Origin of the sequence: Phaeovulum molybdatiresistens, assembly GCF_023544865.1 — a bacterium.
In the GTDB taxonomy this organism is placed as follows: Bacteria; Pseudomonadota; Alphaproteobacteria; order Rhodobacterales; family Rhodobacteraceae; genus Pontitalea.
Genome location: NZ_JAMJFX010000017.1, coordinates 56817 through 74706 on the forward strand (window position 1 = coordinate 56817; position 17890 = coordinate 74706).

At 67.3% G+C, this 17890-nt stretch carries 13 protein-coding genes; 6 read left to right on the plus strand and 7 right to left on the minus strand.

Going from position 1 to position 17890, the window contains the following annotated elements:
• Window position 1 precedes the first annotated feature (1 nt).
• Complete coding sequence (locus tag MXB90_RS12260; RefSeq protein ID WP_250045272.1) at window positions 2-3556, minus strand: efflux RND transporter permease subunit; 3555 nt, start codon at window positions 3554-3556, stop codon at window positions 2-4.
• Entirely contained in the window at window positions 3553-4662 is a 1110-nt protein-coding gene (locus tag MXB90_RS12265) for an efflux RND transporter periplasmic adaptor subunit (protein WP_250045275.1), read from the minus strand. The genes MXB90_RS12260 and MXB90_RS12265 overlap by 4 nt, the downstream gene beginning before the upstream one ends.
• 253 nt (window positions 4663-4915) lie before the next feature.
• Here MXB90_RS12265 and MXB90_RS12270 point away from each other — a divergent pair, with 253 nt between their 5' ends.
• The 3 genes from MXB90_RS12270 to der all read left to right on the plus strand — a co-directional run bounded on the left by MXB90_RS12270 (window position 4916) and on the right by der (window position 8502).
• Window positions 4916-5560: a tetratricopeptide repeat protein gene (locus tag MXB90_RS12270; RefSeq protein ID WP_250045278.1), complete on the plus strand. Its 645-nt coding sequence runs from the start codon at window positions 4916-4918 to the stop codon at window positions 5558-5560.
• Between the two features lie 76 nt (window positions 5561-5636).
• Window positions 5637-6953, plus strand: coding sequence for a PQQ-binding-like beta-propeller repeat protein (locus MXB90_RS12275; protein ID WP_250045283.1), 1317 nt, complete (start codon window positions 5637-5639; stop codon window positions 6951-6953).
• Window positions 6954-7002: 49 nt separating this feature from the next.
• Window positions 7003-8502 (plus strand): ribosome biogenesis GTPase Der, encoded by a 1500-nt coding sequence (gene der, locus MXB90_RS12280; protein ID WP_250045285.1) that lies wholly within the window; start codon window positions 7003-7005, stop codon window positions 8500-8502.
• 34 nt (window positions 8503-8536) lie between these two features.
• On the opposite strand, the gene MXB90_RS12285 is transcribed toward der, so the two are convergent.
• Complete coding sequence (locus MXB90_RS12285; protein WP_250045288.1) at window positions 8537-9250, minus strand: hypothetical protein; 714 nt, start codon at window positions 9248-9250, stop codon at window positions 8537-8539.
• A gap of 69 nt (window positions 9251-9319) precedes the next feature.
• On the minus strand, window positions 9320-10609 hold the full coding sequence (gene serS / locus MXB90_RS12290) for a serine--tRNA ligase (RefSeq protein ID WP_250045291.1): 1290 nt from the start codon (window positions 10607-10609) through the stop codon (window positions 9320-9322).
• 195 nt (window positions 10610-10804) lie between these two features.
• On the opposite strand from serS, the gene MXB90_RS12295 reads away from it, so the two are divergent.
• Entirely contained in the window at window positions 10805-11797 is a 993-nt protein-coding gene (locus MXB90_RS12295; RefSeq protein WP_250045294.1) for an efflux RND transporter periplasmic adaptor subunit, read from the plus strand.
• Window positions 11787-14990 carry an efflux RND transporter permease subunit gene (locus tag MXB90_RS12300; RefSeq protein WP_250045311.1) on the plus strand — a complete coding sequence of 1068 codons (3204 nt, stop codon included), beginning with the start codon at window positions 11787-11789 and terminating at the stop codon, window positions 14988-14990. The genes MXB90_RS12295 and MXB90_RS12300 overlap by 11 nt, the downstream gene beginning before the upstream one ends.
• Before the next feature lie 96 nt (window positions 14991-15086).
• On the opposite strand, the gene MXB90_RS12305 is transcribed toward MXB90_RS12300, so the two are convergent.
• From MXB90_RS12305 to MXB90_RS12315, 3 genes are all read right to left on the minus strand, one after another.
• The gene (locus MXB90_RS12305; protein WP_250045315.1) at window positions 15087-16133 is read right to left on the minus strand and encodes a YeeE/YedE family protein; all 1047 of its coding nucleotides are present in this window, start codon (window positions 16131-16133) and stop codon (window positions 15087-15089) included.
• Between the two features lie 52 nt (window positions 16134-16185).
• On the minus strand, window positions 16186-16506 hold the full coding sequence (locus MXB90_RS12310; RefSeq protein ID WP_250045336.1) for an ArsR/SmtB family transcription factor: 321 nt from the start codon (window positions 16504-16506) through the stop codon (window positions 16186-16188).
• A gap of 157 nt (window positions 16507-16663) precedes the next feature.
• Complete coding sequence (locus MXB90_RS12315) at window positions 16664-17044, minus strand: thioredoxin family protein (protein WP_349665906.1); 381 nt, start codon at window positions 17042-17044, stop codon at window positions 16664-16666.
• A gap of 80 nt (window positions 17045-17124) precedes the next feature.
• On the opposite strand from MXB90_RS12315, the gene MXB90_RS12320 reads away from it, so the two are divergent.
• Window positions 17125-17865 carry a cytochrome c biogenesis CcdA family protein gene (locus MXB90_RS12320; RefSeq protein WP_462982299.1) on the plus strand — a complete coding sequence of 247 codons (741 nt, stop codon included), beginning with the start codon at window positions 17125-17127 and terminating at the stop codon, window positions 17863-17865.
• The last annotated feature ends 25 nt before the right edge of the window (window positions 17866-17890 follow it).

Below are 17890 nucleotides of genomic sequence, written 5' to 3' on the forward strand. Positions count from 1 at the left end.
GTCATTCCGCGGCCTGTGGCGGGGTCTGTGCGATGCCGGGCGTTGCGCGGGGGGCCGGCGCCGGATCGGCGCTGTCCCACAGGATTTCGACCTTGCCGATCCGGCGCGTCTTGCGCGCCAGCGCCAGATCGCGCGCGGCGCGGCTGTTCTGGCCACCGGCCAGCGCGCCCAGCCGCGCCAGCCCGCGGTAGGCGCCGCGCGCCGCCCAGATCCGGATCGCCAGCAGCGCGGGCGTGACCACCAGCGTCAGCACCGTGGCCGTGCCAAGGCCAAAGACCACGGCGGTGGCCAGCTGCTTCCACCACAGCGCGGTGGGGCTGTCGATCGAATAGCCGCCATTGATGAAATCCAGGCTCAGCCCGAACATCATCGGCGCCAGCCCCGCCATTGTGGTGATCGTGGTCAGCGCCACCGGGCGCAGCCGCTGTTCGGCGGTGCGGACCACGGCCTCCAGCGGGGGCATGTAGCGGCTGAATTCCTGGAACGTGTCGATCAGGATGATGTTGTTGTTCACCACCACCCCGGCCAGCGCCACGATGCCCACCCCGGTCATGATGATCGAGAAGGGCTGGCCCATCACCAGCATCCCCACCAGCACCCCGGCCGTGGACAGGATCACCGCCAGCAGCACCAGCACCGAATTGTAGAAGCTGTTGAACTGCGCCAGCAAGATCACGAACATCAGCGCCAGCGCCGCGCCGAAGGCGGTCATCAGGAATTGCTGGCTTTCGGCCTGATCGACCATGTCGCCGGTCCATTCCCAGGCGATCCCGTCGGGCAGCGGTTGCGTCGCCGTCAGCCATTCGGTGATCGCCGCGATGCGTTCGTTGCCGTTGATCGGCTGGCCCGCGTCATTGACCAGGCCCGGCAGCACATCGGCCTTGATGTCGTAATAGCGCATCTGGTCCACCCGGTCGATGCGCGCCAGTTTCGGCACGGGCGTGCGGGTGATGAAATTGGCCAGCGGCACCAGCCCTTCGGCGGTACGCAGCTTCAGCGTATCCAGCGTGGCCAGCAGGCGGTCATCCCCGGGCAGGCGCACGCGGATGTCGATTTCCTCATCCGAACTGTCCACCCGCATCCGGTCCAGCAAGATGCCCCGGGTGACCAGCTGCACCATGCCGCCTACCGTCGCCACATCCGCGCCAAAGCGGCCTGCACGGGTGACATCGACGGCGATTTCCCAGTCGATGCCGGGCAGGGGGCGGGTATCCTCGATCGCGGTGATGCCCGGCACCGTCGCCAGATGCGCGCTGACGCGGGACACGGCGGCATCGAGGGCGGAAAAATCATCACCCTTCAGGCGCAGCTGGATCGGCTTGCCCGAGGCGGGCCCGCGCGCTTGCGCCAGGAATTCCACGCGGATGCCGGGGATTTCCTGCAGCCGGGCCAGGACGCCCTCGATAATCGTGTCGCCATCCAGCGCGGGGTCGTGGCGGCGGTCATCCCAGGGCAGCATTTCCACCTGGATCTGGCCGATCGTGTCGCGCGGCGCGCTGGCCCCGCCGGTGTTCTGGTTCAGCCCGCCGTCGCCCGCGAAGGAAAACACCGCCCCCACGCCGGGCGTGCCCAGCACCTTTGCCTCGGCCAGGCGCAGGATCGCGTCTTTTTCGTCCAGGCTCAGGTTGCCGCGGGCGCGGACATAGACGATGCCCTGTTCCACCTCGGAGTCGGTGAAGAACTGGGTGCCGTTGTTGTGGCGCCCGTAATAGCCAAAGACCACCACCACCAACCCCAGCACCGCCGCGACCGTCACCAGCGGCATCACCGGATTGCCGGTCAGAAAGGCGATCAGGCGGCCAAAGGGGCGGCGGCGATAGCCTGCCTCGACCGGGCGGGGGCCGGGGACGGGCTTCAGCGCGCCAAGCGTGATTGAGGCCGCCATTGCGCCTGCCGCGAACAGCCCCGCGCCGGGCAGCGATGCGGCCCATCCGCCATCCGCCCCGGTCAACAGCGCCGGGTTCAACAGCGCCATGCCGCCCAGGAACACCAACGCGACGGACGCCAGCGCCAGCGCCAGCCGCGCGGGCAAGGGCCAGGGCCGGATCGCGCCCGCGGCCTGATCCAGCTGGCGCGACATCCGGCCCGCCACGCCCCCCACCACCGGCAGATAGACCAGCGCCACCACTAGGCTGGCGGACAGCACGAAGATGATCGTGACCGGCAACAGCCCCATGAATTCCCCCGCGATGCCGGGCCAGAACAGCATCGGCAAAAAGGCGCAGAGCGTCGTCGCGGTCGAGGAAATCACCGGCCAGAACATGCGCTTGGCGGCCTCGACATAGGCGCGCATCGGGCCCTGTCCGTCGGCGATGCGCTTGTCGGCATATTCGACCACCACGATCGAGCTGTCGACCAGCATCCCCACCGCCAGGATCAGGCCGAACATCACGATATTGGAAATCGCCACCCCCAGAAGGCCCAGCAGAAGGAAGGTCAGCAGGAATGAGGTCGGGATCGAAAACCCCACCAGCAGCGCCGAACGTGTCCCCAGCGAGGCCAGCACCACGATCATCACCAGCGCGATCGCGGTCAGGACCGAGCCTTCCAGCTGGCTGATCATCGCGCCCACCGTGACCGATTGATCCAGCGATAGACCGACCGTGACCGACTGGCGTAGCGCCTCGGGCCAGCCGTCCTGCGCGGCGGCAACGGTTTGGCGCACCGCCTCGACCGTGTCGATGATGTTGTAGCCCTTGCGCTTGACCACCTGCAGCGCCACGGTCGTTTCGCCATTGAACCGCGCGGTGCCGGTGCGGTCCTCGAATGTCAGGCGGATGTCGGCCAGATCGCCCAGCGTGACCACCCGCTCGCCATTGGTCTTGACCGGCAGGGCATAGACATCCTGCGGGCTGTCGAAGGACGCGGGGATCTTGACCGAAAAGGCGCCGTCCGGGGCCTCGATCTCGCCGGCGGCGATCAGCTGGTTGTTGCGTTGCACCACCTGGATCAGTTCGGGCGCAGTGACGTTGTAGCTTTCCAGCCGCAGCGGGTCGATGACCACCTCAAGCATTTCGTCGCGGTGCCCGGCCAGCGTGGCCTCTAGCACGGGTTCCAGCGCCTCGATCCGGTCCTGCAGATCCTTGGCCAGCCGCAGCAGCGTGCGTTCGGGCGCGCTGCCCGACAGGGTGACGACGACGATCGGGAATTCCGAGAAATTGATCTCATTGATCGAATATTTCTCATACCCGTCGGGAAAGGCAGCCTCGGCGGCGTTCATCGCATCGCGCACATCGGCGATGATCTTGGTCTTGTCCCAGCCGAAATCGAATTCCAGCATGACGCCCGCGTAATTTTCCATCGCGGTGCCGGAAATGGTCTTGAGCCCGTCCAGATCGGCCAGCTCGGTTTCCATCGTGCGCACCAGCAGGCGTTCGGCATCCAGCGCCGAAATGCCGGGGAAGGGAACGGATACGAACAGGGTGGGGATTTCAATGTCCGGTTCGCCTTCCTTGGGCAGGCCGGTATAGGCCAGAAGACCCGCCGCGATGGTCAGCGCCACGAAGGCCAGCACCATGCGCGCGCGGGCGGCGGCCCAGTCGATGATGCCGGTCATGGGGTGGTCCCCGCATGGGTGATGGCAAGGGCGGTGCCGTCGGTGACGTAATCCTGCCCGCGGATGATGACCTGCGCGTCATCGGGCAGGCCGGTCAGCCAGACGCCCTGGGCGGTGTCGCGCAGCAGGTCCACGGGCGCAAAGACCGCCCGCCCGTCCTGCGCCAGTCGCAGGCCCAGTCGGCCCTGATCATCCAGCGTCAGCGCCGAGGCGGGCAGCAGATGCGCGCGCGCGCCTTCGGTCTGGATCACGATCTCGACGGTCTGACCCTCGCGGATCGACAGGTCGGGGTTGGCGACCTCGGCCTCGACGCGGAAGGTGCGGGTGGCGGGGTCGGCGGCGCGCGACAGGAAGGTGACGCTGCCCGTGACCTGCCGCCCGCTGGCAAGACGCGCGCCCACCCGCGCGCCGGGTGCCAGCCGGTCCACCTGGGTTTCGGGCACAAAGCCCACCAGGCGGATCGGGTCCAGCGCGATCACCGTGGCGCAGGCCCCGCCCGGTGCCAGCAGCGTGCCCAATTCAGCGGTATCCTGTTCCAGGACGCCAGCAAAGGGGGCGGTGATGGTCAGCCGCGCAATTTCGGTTCGTGCGGCGATGACGCCCGCTTCGGCGGCCTGCAGCGCGGCGCGGGCGCCGGCGGCGGCGGTTTCCGACCGGAACCCGCCTTCCTGCAGCCGGTCCGCGGCGGTCGCGCTTAGCCGTGCCTCGACCAGCCGGGCCTCGGCCTCGGCCAGAAGGGCGGGGCGGGTGCCGGGGTCCAGCTGGCACAGCACATCGCCCGCCGCGACCTGCGTCCCGCGCGCCAGCGGGGGCGAGATCACCCGCCCCCCGGTTTCGGCGCGCACCTCGACCCGGCGCGCGGCCTCGGTCTGGCCGCGGGTCAGCACGCCCTGATCGACCGGCTGCGCCTGCGACCGTTGCACCAGCACCGACACCGCCCCGGCGCCCGGTTCCGCCCCGGCCCCAGGTTCCGCCACGGCCGCGGCGCCGTCACCGGCGGGCGCCGGGTCGCGGCCGGCAAAGGCCATCAGGCGGTCGCGTTCAAAGACCAGCGCATACAGCGTGGCGCTGACCAGAACGGCATTGACGATCGGCACAAGTTTCATCGGAACACTCCGGGCCCGGCGGGCCCTGACACGGGGGCGGAAACGGGAAAGACGGTGACACGGAAAAATTAGCGCAGCATGAAGGATGAAAAAGGGGCAGGCGGAAGTTTTTGAACGCAGTGGTTCAGATTAGGGCGCGCGGGCCCGCCGCTCAAGCCCCCTGCGGCGTGGCGCCCCGTCGCAGGCGTCCGCGCCCTTGGCAAGGCGGGGGGCAAGCGTGTAAGACGAGGCCAACACGGTAAGGAGCAGGCCCTTGAGCGAGACCGACAGTTTCATCGACGAAGTCACCGAAGAGGTCCGCCGCGACCGGCTGTTCGCGCTGATGCGCCGCTATGGCTGGATCGGGATCGTCGTGGTGCTGGGGATCGTCGGCGGCGCGGCCTTCAACGAATGGAAGAAGGCGCGCGATGCCGCCGCCGCGCAGGCATTTGGGGATTCGGTCCTGGCCGCGCTGGAATCGCAGGACCGTGCGGCGGCACTGGGCGCGCTGTCGGCTGACGGCGGGCGCGGCGCGGTGCTGGGCCTGATGCAGGCCGCCGAGGCCCTGGCGGCCGAGGATCGTGCCGGCGCGCTGGCCCGGCTGGAAGCGATCGGCGCCGATGCCAACCTGCCCGCCAGCCTGCGCGATCTGGCGCGGATCAAGGCGGTGATCGTGGCGGGCGACCTGATGGACCCGGCCGCGCGCGATGCGGCGCTGGCCGCGCTGGCGGCGCCCGGCGCGCCCTATCGGGCGCTGGCGATGGAACAGCAGGCGCTGGTCCATGCCGGGGCAGGGCGTCACGATGAGGCGGTGGCACTGGCCCGCCAGATCCTGGCCGAGGCCGGGGTGACGGCGGGCTTGCAACAGCGCGCGACAGAGTTGATTGTGGCCCTTGGGGCCGATCCGGCGGCGAACTAGGCCGCGCCGGTTAAAGATCTGGGGCGGGCAATGGAACAGGCGTCGGGATGACCGGGCTAAACAGGGGGCAAGATCGGTGAAGCTGACCCAGGGGATCGCGGTGCTGGCCATGGCCGCGGCGCTTCAGGCCTGCGGGCCGGATGAATTGGTGCTGGAGGGCGAACGCCTTGCCCCGCGTGAGGTGCTGACGGGCGCCGAACCCGCGGACGGGGCCGCGCAGGCCGCGTTGCCGATCAACCTGCCGGCGCAGCAATCCAATGCCGAATGGACGCATCGCGGCGGCACGCCCAGCCATGCGCTGTTCAACGCCGCGATCGGCGCGGGCACCACCCGCGTCTGGAGCGCGGATATCGGTCAGGGCAGCGGGCGCAAGCACCGCATCAGCGCCGATCCGATCGTCGGCGGCGGGCGGGTCTTTACGCTGGACAGCCGCGCCCGGCTGACCGCCACCGCAACCAATGGCGCCACTGCCTGGGCGGTTGATCTGACGCCCGCGGGGGAAAACCCCGACTCCGCCTCGGGCGGGGGGATCGCCTATGCGGGGGGGCAGGTCTTTGCCACCACCGGCTTTGGCGAGTTGGTCGCGCTGGACGCGGCCAGCGGTGCGGTGATCTGGCGCCAGCGCTTTGATGCGGCGGTGGGCGGCGCGCCCACGGTATCGGACGGGCTGGTCTATGCGGTGGCGCGCGACGGATCGGCCTGGGCGGTGCGGGCCAGCGATGGCAAGGTGCAATGGCAGGTGCCGGGCATGCCCTCGGCCTCGGGGGTGTCCGGGGTGTCGGCCCCGGCGGTCGACGCGCGGATCGTGGTCTTCCCCTTCGCCTCGGGCGATCTGCTGGGGGCGCTGAAGAAGGGCGGGCTGACGCTTTGGCAATCGCGCGCGGCAGGCGCGCGGTTGGGCCGGGCCTATGCCACGGTGGTCGATCTGACGGGCGATCCGGTGATCGTGGGCGACACGGTCTATGCCGGGTCTTCGGCGGGGCGGCTGGTGGCGCTGTCAGCCAGCAGCGGGCAGGTGATCTGGCGCGCCACCGAAGGCGCCAATTCGCCGGTGCAGGTCGCGGGCGGGTCGGTCTTTCTGGTGTCGGACGAGGCGCGGCTGATCCGGCTGGATGCGGCGACGGGGCAGGTGATCTGGGCGGTGGACATGCCCTATTTCACCAAGGACAAGCCCAAGCGCCAGCAGGCGATCCATGCCAATTTCGGCCCGGTTCTGGCGGGCAACCGGCTGTTCGTGGCCTCCTCTGACGGGCTGTTGCGGGTGTTCGACCCGGCCTCGGGCGCGGCGGTGGGGCAGGCGGAAATTCCCGGCGGGGCGGCCTCGGCGCCCGTGGTGGCGGGGGGCACGCTGTATGTCGTGGGCGCGAATGGGCAGCTTCACGCTTTCCGTTGACGCAAAAGACGTGTAAAGGGGCCGCTTGCGTCCGCCCAAGGAGGGCATCATGAGCTTCACCCTGGCCATCGTCGGCCGCCCGAATGTGGGCAAATCCACACTGTTCAACCGCCTGGTCGGCAAGCGCCTGGCGCTGGTCGACGAAACCCCCGGCGTCACCCGCGACCTGCGCGAGGGCGAGGCGCGGCTGGGCGATCTGCGCTTTGTGGTGATCGATTCCGCCGGTCTGGAGCTGGCCGAGGATGACAGCCTGCAGGGCCGGATGCGGCGGCTGACCGAACGCGCGGTGGAAGAGGCCGATATCTGCCTGTTCGTGATCGACGCGCGCGTGGGCGTCACCCCGGCGGATGAAATCTTTGCCGACATCCTGCGGAAAAAGAACGCCCATGTGATTCTGGCCGCCAACAAGGCCGAAGGCCATGCGGGCGACGCGGGCGCCACCGAGGGCTGGGCCCTGGGTCTGGGCGAGCCGCTGAAACTTTCGGCGGAACATGGCGAGGGGATGGACGACCTTTACCGCGCTCTGCTGCCGCTGGCCGATGAATTTGAGGCCAAGGCCGCGCTGCATGCCCCCGAAACCGATGTGGACATCGAGGAAGGGTCCGAGGATGAGGGCGTCTATCACGCCCCTACCAAGGTAAAGCCCCTGCAACTGGCGGTGATCGGGCGTCCGAACGCGGGCAAATCGACGCTGATCAACAAGATCATCGGCGAGGATCGTCTGCTGACCGGCCCCGAGGCGGGGATCACCCGCGACGCGATTTCGGTCCGGACCGAGTTCATGGGAACGCCGATGCGGATCTGGGACACGGCGGGCATGCGCAAGAAGGCGCGTGTCAACGACAAGCTGGAAAAGTTGTCGGTGGCCGATGGCCTGCGCGCCGTGCGCTTTGCCGAGGTGGTCGTGGTGCTGCTGGATGTGGGCATCCCCTTCGAACAGCAGGACCTGCGCATCGCCGATTTCGCCGAAACCGAGGGCCGGGCCGTCGTGGTCGCCGCGAACAAGTGGGATCTGGAAGAAGACAAGCCCGAAAAGCTGAAAGAGTTGCGCGAGGCGTTTGAACGGCTGCTGCCGCAGCTGCGCGGGGCGCCGCTTGTGACCGTTTCGGCCAAGACCGGCAAGGGGCTGGACCGGCTGCACAACGCCATCATGAAGGCGCATCAGGTCTGGAACCGCCGCATCACCACCGCCAAGCTGAACCAGTGGCTGGGCGCGATGACCGAGGCGCATCCCCCGCCGGCCCCGGGCGGGCGGCGGATCAAGCTGCGCTACATGACGCAGGTGAAAACCCGGCCGCCGGGCTTTGTGGTGATGGCGACGCATGTCGACAAGCTGCCCGAAAGCTATTCGCGCTATCTGGTCAACGGCTTGCGCGAAGCCTTTGACATGCCGGGCACGCCGATCCGCCTGACCTTCCGCGATCAGGGCTCGAAGAACCCGTTCAAGGACAGGAAGAAGTCGATTCCGTCGCGGCTGAAAAAGCACGTCGATGCCAAGAAGCACGAAGAGCGCAAGGCGCGGGGGCTGACCTCGAAGCCGAAGGGCTGAGGCCCCCGGGGGCGGGAGCCTCCGGCGGGAGTATTTAGCGCCAAGAAGAAGTCAACAGCGGTTTTGCGGCGAAGGCCAGCGCAACCGCTGCAAGCGCCGCCGCGCCAGCGATCACCGGGGCGGCGGACAGGTTGGCCGCGATGATGCCGATCAGCGCCCAGATCACGCCCGCCGGATAGCTTGCGGGCGGGGCGAAGCGGCGGGTCAGCGTCAGCGCGATGGCCGCGATCACGGCCAACATCACCAGCGAGGCGGCGGTTTCCGACAGGATGCCATAGCCGATCAGCACCACCCCCGTGGCCACGCCCGAGGCCGCCGTCAGCCAGCCCGCGTAAAGCCCGATCGGTGCGGCCAAAATCCAGCGCTGGGTTGCCTTGGGTGCGGCGGTCATCGCCAGCGCGGCGCCGGCCCACATGATCCAGATCTGTGCGGTGGCCCAGAGCGGGGCGGTCATTGCCACCTCTAGCCAGCTGGCGCCAAGCGCGATCGAGATGATCAGCGGCCAGCGCGGCGCATCCCAGCCCGCGTCATCGGCGCGTTTGAACAGGCCATAGCCCGCGTGGACGATCAGCCACAAATAGATCAGCCCCCAGATCGCAAAGGCCCAGCCCGCGGGCTGGATCGGCGGGTCGGTGTAGGGGACCGGGAAATCCCCGGGTTCATATCCGCGGAAGTTGCGCGCCGAATAGGAGGCCACCATGAAGCCCAGGGTGGCGACGAACAGCAATATGGCCTTGAGGCGGGGCATGATCTCTCCTGTCGGATGCGTGACAAGGGTAACGTAGAACCCCGCCTTTCGGTTCAGTTTTTTGCCCGCTCAGACCAGGGTGCCGTCGATCAGCCGGGTCTTGCCGCCCAGATAGGGGTGCAGCACGGCGGGCAGGGTGACCGATCCGTCGGCCTCTTGCCCGTTTTCCAGAACCGCGATCAGGCAGCGCCCCACCGCAAGGCCCGAGCCGTTCAGCGTGGCCAGGAATTCCGGCTTGCCGCCGCCCGCGGGCTTGTAGCGCGCGTTCATCCGGCGTGCCTGGAAGGTGCCGCAGGTGGAAACCGAGCTGATTTCGCGGTAGGTGTTCTGGCCGGGCAGCCAGACTTCCAGATCATAGGTCTTTTGCGCGCCAAAGCCCATGTCGCCGGTGCACAGCACGATGCGGCGGAAGGGCAGGCCCAGCCGGTCCAGCACGGTTTCGGCGCAGGCGGTCATGCGTTCGTGTTCCGCGATGGCGTCCTCGGGGCGGCAGAGCGTCACCATCTCGACCTTTTCGAATTGGTGCTGGCGCAGCATCCCGGCGGTGTCCTTGCCTGCAGATCCGGCCTCGGACCGGAAGCAGTTGGTGTGGGCGGTCATGCGGATTGGCAGGGCGGCGTCGTCCAGCGTCTCATTCAGGGCGAAGTTGGTCAGCGTCACCTCGGCCGTGGGGATCAGCCACCAGCCATTGGTGGTCTGATAGCTGTCCTCGGCGAATTTCGGCAGCTGGCCGGTGCCCAGCATCGCCTCATCACGCACCAGGACGGGGGTGATCGCCTCGGTCAGGCCGTGTTCCTCGGTGTGCAGGTCCAGCATGAATTGCGCCAGCGCCCGGTGGACCCGCGCCACACCGCCGCGCAGCACGACAAAGCGCGCGCCCGACAGTTTCGCGGCGGTGGCGAAATCCATCGCACGGCCGACGGCGGGCAGCTGGTAATGTTCCAGCGGCTGGAAATCGAAGCTGCGCGGGGTGCCGCGGCGGTGGATTTCGACATTGTCGGCCTCATCCGCGCCCTGGGGCACATCCTCAAGCGGCAGGTTCGGCACCTGCATCAGCAGGTCGCGCAATTCGGCGTCGCGCGCCCCCGCCTCGGCCTGCATCACGGCAACCTCGGCCTTCTTTTCGGCCACCAGCGCGCGCAGGCGTTCGAATTCGCCCTCATCGCCACGGGCCTTGGCCGCGCCCACCTCTTTCGAGGCGGCGTTCTGGGCTGCCTGTGCGGTTTCGGCCGCCAGGATCGCGGCGCGGCGCGCCTCATCCAGCGACAGGATCGCGGGCGACATCGCCGGCAGGCCCCGGCGGCCAAGGGCGGCGTCAAAGCTGGCGGGATTTTCGCGGATCGCGCGGATGTCGTGCATGGGATCACCTCTGGTTACTGGGTCATCGTGTAGCCCAAGGAACTGTCGCGCGAAAGACCCACGAAGGGCCGGGCTTGATGCGGATCATTGCAACTTGGCTTGCGAAGGGGTTGAATTTCGGTGTATCCGATACACATTCAAAAACCGGAATATCAAAGGCCCGCGATCGGGTCCGACCGGACGGAGGGGTGAGTGATGAAATCCGTGTTTCTGCCGCTGGCGCTGTGCGCCCTGACCTTGCCCCTTGTGGCGCCGCATGCCGCGCGGGCCGAAGGGCCCGTGACCGTGGCCCCGGTCGAGGTGACCGACTGGAAGGCCGTCTATGGCCGGGTCGAGGCGCGCGACATGATCCCCGCGCGCGCGCGGCTGGGGGGCACGCTGGTCGAACTGGCCGTGTCCGAGGGCGATGCGGTGCAGGCGGGCCAGCCGCTGGGCCGGATCGTCGATGAAAAGCTGGTGTTCCAGCTGGGCGCGATCGACGCGCAGCTGCAGGCGCTGGGGGCGCAGCTGACCAATGCCGAGGCCGAGCTGACGCGGGGCGAGGAATTGTTGGCGCGCGGTGTGGCCACGGCGCAGCGGCTGGATGCGCTGCGCACCCAGGTCGATGTCGTGAAAGGCCAGATTGAGGCGCAGCGCGCGCAGCGGCAGGTGGTGGAACAGCAGACGACCGAGGGCACCGTGCTGGCGCCGATCTCGGGGCGGGTGCTGAACGTGCCGGTTGCGGTGGGCGCGGTGGTGATGCTGGGCGAGGTGGTGGCCACCATCGGCGGCGGCGGGTTCTTCCTGCGCGTGGCCGTGCCCGAACGTCATGCCGACGTGATGCGCCAGGGCGATGCGATCAGCATCGAGACCGCGACGGGCGCGGCGCAAGGCACGCTGGCCAAGGTCTATCCGCAGATCGAGAATGGCCGCGTGGTGGCCGATGTCGAGGTGCCCGAACTGGATGCGGCCTTTGTCGATGCGCGCGTGCTGGTGCGCCTGCCGATGGGCAAGCGCCAGGCGATCCTGCTGCCCGCCAGCCTGATCGAGACCCGCTCTGGCCTGGATTTCGTTCTGGTGGAGCGTGACGGCGCGCGCATGGAACGCGCGGTGGTGCCGGGCGCGCGCAGCGTGGAAAACGGGGTGGACATGGTCGAGATCCTCAGCGGTCTGACCGGTGGTGAAACGGTGGTGGCACATGAGCAGTGATCGCCAGGTGGCTGAAACGCCAGAGGAAAAACTGGGCCTCGCAGGGCGGCTGACCAAGGGCTTCATCGCCTCGGCGCTGACGCCGCTGATGATCCTGGCGGCCTTGGCAGTGGGTCTTGTCGCGCTGGTGTCACTCCCGCGCGAGGAAGAGCCGCAGATTTCCGTGCCGATGGTGGACATCCACATCCACGCGCCGGGGCTGAAGGCCGAGGATGCAGTGAAGCTGGTGACCGAGCCGATGGAAACCATCGTCAAGGGCATCAATGAGGTCGAGCACGTCTATTCCCAGACCTTCGACGATTACGCGCTGGTGATGGCGCGCTTCCTGGTCGGCACCTCGGCCGATGCGGCGATCTTGCGGGTGCATGAAAAAGTCCGCGCCAATGTCGACCGGATGCCCGTGGGCATTGCCGAGCCGATGATCGTGGCGCGCGGCATCGACGATGTGGCGATCGTGTCGCTGACCCTGTCTGGTGAGGGCGTGGCCGCGAATGAATTGACCCGCATCGCCCGCGAATTGCAGGCCGAGGTCACCAAGATCGAGAACGTCGGCCTGACCTATATCGTGGGTGAGGCGCGCGAGGCGATCCGCATCGCCCCCGACCCGGAACGGCTGGCGCTGTATGGCATCACGCTGCAGCAGCTGTCCTACAAGGTGGGGCAGGCCAACCGCGCCTTTGCCACCGGCACCTTGCGCGACGGGGGCCAGCAGATCGGCCTGGTCGCGGGCCAGACCCTGACTGCGCCGTCGGAAATCGCGGGTCTTCTGCTGACCGCGCGCGACGGGCGGCCCGTCTATGTGGCCGATGTGGCCGATGTCAGCTATGTGGCCGACACCTCGGAACATATCGTCGCCAATGTGACGCGCGACGGGGACGGGCTGATCCGCACGCCTGCGGTGACGCTGGCCATCGCCAAGCGTGCGGGCGCCAATGCGGTGGTCGTCGCCGAAGAGGTGCTGCACAAGGTTCAGGAACTGAAGGGCCATCTGATCCCCGCGGGCGTCGAGGTGCAGATCACCCGCGACTATGGCGAGACGGCCAATGAAAAGGCCAATGAACTGCTGTTCCACCTTGGCCTTGCCACGGTGTCGATCATCGCGCTGGTGTTCTTTGCCATCGGCTGGCGCGAATCTATCGTGGTGGCGATCGTCATTCCTGTGACGATCCTGCTGACGCTGTTTGCCGCCTGGATCATGGGCTATACGCTGAACCGCATCAGCCTGTTCGCGCTGATCTTTTCCATCGGCATCCTTGTCGATGACGCCATCGTGGTGATTGAAAACATCGCCCGCCACTGGGGCCTGAAAGGGCCAGGCAGCCGGATGGACAAGGCGATCACTGCCGTGGCCGAGGTCGGCAACCCCACCATCGTGGCCACCCTGACCGTTGTGGCGGCGCTGTTGCCGATGCTGTTCGTGTCTGGCCTGATGGGGCCCTATATGTCGCCCATTCCGGCCAATGCCTCGGCCGCGATGATCTTTTCCTTCTTCGTCGCGGTGATCATCACGCCCTGGCTGATGGTCAAGATCGCGGGCAAGGCGCCGCTGCATCATGATGAGGGCGAACATGGCGGGCGGCTGGGCGCGATCTATCGCGTGGTGGCACGCCGGGTGCTGGCGACCAAACGGTCGGCCTGGACCTTCCTGATCGCGACGATCGTTCTGTCCTTCGGCTCGTTGGGGCTGCTGTATACCAAGGACGTGACGGTGAAGCTGCTGCCCTTCGACAACAAGTCGGAACTGTCGGTGGTGATCGACATGCCCGAAGGGTCCAGCGTCGAGGATACCGATGCGGTGGCGCAGGCGATTGCCGCCACCGTCACCGAAATGCCCGAGGTGGTCAGCGTCCAGACCCATGCCGGGGCCGCCGCGCCCTTCAACTTCAACGGCCTGGTGCGGCATTACTATCTGCGCAACCAGCCGCATCAGGGCGATGTGCAGATCAACCTTGTGCCGAAATCGGACCGCGACCGCACCAGCCACGATGTGGCGCTTGAGGTGCGGGCCCGGGCCTTGGCGCTGGACCTGCCCGAAGGTGTCAGCCTGAAAACCGTGGAATCCCCGCCCGGGCCGCCGGTGATCTCGACCCTGCTGGCCGAGGTTTACGGGCCGGATGGCGACACCCGGCGCGCGGCTGCGGCGAAAATCCGGCAAGCGTTTGAACAGGTGCCCTTCATCGTTGACGTGGACGACAGCTTTGGCACCCAGGCGCGGCGCCTGCGCGCGACGGTGAATTCCGACGATCTGGAATTCTTCGAGGTGCAGGAAGGCGATGTCTTTGACACGCTGGGCCTGCTGAACGGGTCCACCACGGTTGGCTATTCGCACCGGGGCGAGGGGCGCGCGCCGCTGCCCATCGTGGTGGAACGGGCCAAGGGCGCGCGGGTGATGGATGAAACCACGCTGTCCACCCCGATCCCGGCCAACCTGCTGCCCGGCGCGCGCGGGGTGGTGGAACTGGGCGATGTCGTCACCGTGACCGAGGAACGCGCCAGCTTTCCGATCTTCCGCCACAACGGGCGCGAGGCGGAAATGGTGCAGGGCGAACTGGCCGGCGATTTTGAAGCGCCGCTCTATGGCATGATCGCGGTGTCGGATGCGCTGAACGCGATGGACTGGGCCCCCGGCGAAAAGCCGGTGGTGCGCCTGAACGGCCAGCCCGAGGATGAATCGGTCGTGACCCTTCTGTGGGACGGTGAATGGGAAGTGACCTGGGTCACCTTCCGCGACATGGGCGCCGCTTTCGCGGTGGCGCTTTTGGGGATCTACATCCTGGTCGTGGCGCAGTTTGGCAGTTTCAAGCTGCCGCTGGTGATCCTGACGCCGATCCCGCTGACCTTCCTGGGGATCATGGGCGGGCATTGGCTGTTTGACGCGCCGTTTTCCGCGCCCTCGATGATCGGCTTCATTGCGCTGGCGGGGATCATCGTGCGCAACTCGATCCTGCTGGTGGACTTCATCCGCCACGCCGACCGCACCGGTAAGACGATGACCGACATCCTGATCGAGGCCGGCGCGATCCGCTTCAAGCCGATCCTGCTGACGGCGGTGGCGGCGATGATCGGGGCGGCGGTGATCCTGGCGGACCCGATCTTCCAGGGGCTGGCGATCGCGTTGCTGTTCGGGTTGCTGAGTTCGACCCTGCTGACGGTGCTGGTGATCCCGGCGATCTATCGGGTGTTCCGCACCTGATCCGGGAAGGCCCGGCATGAACATAAAAAGCGGCGGAACCCTTGGGTTCCGCCGCTTTGCTTTGGCTCAGACGGGCAGGGCGCGCGGGCCCGCGGCCTATTCCGGTTGGAAGCCGCCGATCAGCTGGCGCAGCCCGATCAGCCCGCCCACAATGATCGCGCCCAGCGTCACGGGGGCGGAAAAGGCCAGCACCGACATCGCCGAAACGCCCTGACCCACCGAACAGCCAAGCGCGATGGTGCCGCCAATGCCCATAAGTGCGGCCCCCGACACCTGACGGCCCAGCTCGCGCGGGTCTTCGCAGGCCTCCCAGCGGAACATCCCGCGCATCAGCGACCCCGAAAAGGCCCCGGCCAGAACGCCCGCGACCATGCCCACCGAAAAGGTGATGCCGCCGGCGGTCGAGGTCATGAAATACAGGATCGTGCGGCCCAGCGGCGCGGTGAAGGACGGCGCCTCAACCCCCACGGCGCCCAGCGATTCGCGCCAGACAAAGCTGGTGCCCACCAGGCACCAGACCACCGCCAGCCCCGCCGCCACGCCCCAGGCAATGCGGCGCGTGTCGCGGCGCAGGGGGGCATGGGCCAGCGCCCAGATCAGAAAGCCCGCCGCCACCGGCAGCGCGAAGGTGATCGGCGCAAGGCCCGTCTGGGCGGCCAGCCAATGCGCGATGCCCTGCGGTTCGGGGACTTCGATCTGTTCGAACAGGAAGCTGCGCAGCGGCCCCAGCGGCCCCGACAGGGTGACAAAGGCGAAGATGCCCATCACCACCACGATCACCAGGCTGCGCAGATCGCCCCCGCCAAAGCGCACCAGCGCGCCAAAGCCGCAATTGCCCGCCATCGCCATGCCATAGCCGAACATCAGCCCCCCCACGATTGAGGCCAGCGGGTTCCATTCCAGCGTCAGGTAGAAGGTTGCGGTCAGGTCGGCCAGGCCTGCCGCCTCGGCCAGGAAGGCACCGCCGATCGCCACCGCCAGCACCACCCCCCACAGCCGCAAGCGGCGCTGATCCGCGCCATAGGCCGCGCGTTCCAGCGCGCCCAGCGTGCAGAAATCACCCAGCCGCGCCGCCAGGCCCAGCACCAGCCCGCCGATCAGCCCCACAAGCGCCGACAGCGCATCCATCGGGATGTCGTTCATCCGTCCACTCTCCCTTCGGGCGGCGCCGCCGTGGCGGCATCCGCACCTTGCGTCAGTCCGCGCCGCAGAACATGTCATAGACCAGTGCGACGATGCGCGCGGCCTTCGGATCGCTGAGCGAATAATAGATCGCCTTGCCCTCGCGCCGACAGCTGACCAGCCCTTCCAGCCGCAACCGGGCCAGTTGCTGGCTGACCGCGGCCTGCCGCGAATCCAACAAGGTCTCAAGCTCGGTCACCGATTTCTCGCCCGAGGTCAGGTGGCACATGATCATCAGCCGCCCTTCATGGGCCAGTGCCTTCAGCAGGTTGGCTGCATCCTGGGCGCGGCCGATCAGCTCTTCGGCATCAAGCCGCATGCAGCGATCCGCCATCGGCGGGGCCGGTCCGACCGGTCTGTTCTGTCCGTCTGGTGCCATGTCCTGCACCGCCCGTCCTTCCCTGTGTTCATGCGCTGGTGGCGCAGTGTGCAGCCCTTAGCATGGGCCTTTGGAAGAATCGAGTGTCACGCGCGTGTGATTGCGCGGGACATCATTGTATCGCGGGCAGCGCCGCGCCGTTGTCGCGCAACGCCATGCCCAGAAGCCCCCAAAAGAAATCCTCACCCGGATAGCCCTCGATCCGGGCGACCTCGACATTGTCCTTCAGCAGCAGGAACGTGGGGGTAAAGACCGGGCGCGCGCCGATTACCACGCCTTCGGGCCAGTCGCCGCGCAGCTGCACCATTTCCAGCGGTGCGAGCGCACCTTCGGGGGTCTTGGGATAGATCGGGCCGATGTCGTTTTTCCACATCCGGCAATGCACGCAGCCGGCCTGTTCCACCATCAGCAGCCGAAAGCCTTCGGCCAGCGCGGGCAGGGGGGTGGCGGCCAGCGCACACATCAGAATTGTTCGAATTGCAATGCGCATCATTGACGCACCCCCTTTAACATATAAAGATTGTAATGTGTTTGAGGGTCTCGATCAAGGAATCGATCCCGGGTGGAGGAAACATGCTGATCGATCCGACCTATGGTGGCGCGCTTCTGGCGGGCATCCTTTCGTTCCTGACCCCCTGTATCCTGCCGATGGTGCCGTTCTATCTGTCCTACATGGGCGGGATTTCCATGACCGAATTGCGCGGCAACGGCCAGATCGCGCCGGGCGCGCAGCGCCGGCTGGTGTTTTCGGCGGTGGCCTTTGCGCTGGGCGTGACGACGATCTTCATGCTGATGGGCATGGGCGCCACCGCATTGGGTCAGGCCTTCCGGCAGTGGATGGAACCGCTGTCCTATGTCGCGGCGGCCATCCTGTTTTTGTTCGGTCTGCATTTTCTGGGCATCCTGCGGATCCCCTTCCTGTATCGCGAAGCGCGGCTGGAAGCGAAGACCGATCCCTCAAACGTGATCGGGGCCTATGTCATGGGGCTGGCTTTCGGCTTTGGCTGGACGCCCTGCGTGGGGCCGGCGCTGGCGGCGATCCTGATGGTCGCCTCGGGCATGGGCGAGGTGTCGCGCGGCGCGATCTTGCTGTTTTTCTACGGGGTGGGGATGACCGCGCCCTTCGTGCTGGCGGCCTTTTTCGCGCGCCCCTTCCTGGCCTTCATGAACCGCCACCGGGCGAAACTGGGGCACGTCGAAAAGGTGATGGGGGCGATGCTGATCGTCTTTGCGGTGCTGATCGCGACCGGATCGCTTAATTATATCGCAGATTTCATGATCCGCTGGATGCCGGGCATCACCAGCCTTGGCTGACAGCCGCGTTGAGGGAGGAATAACC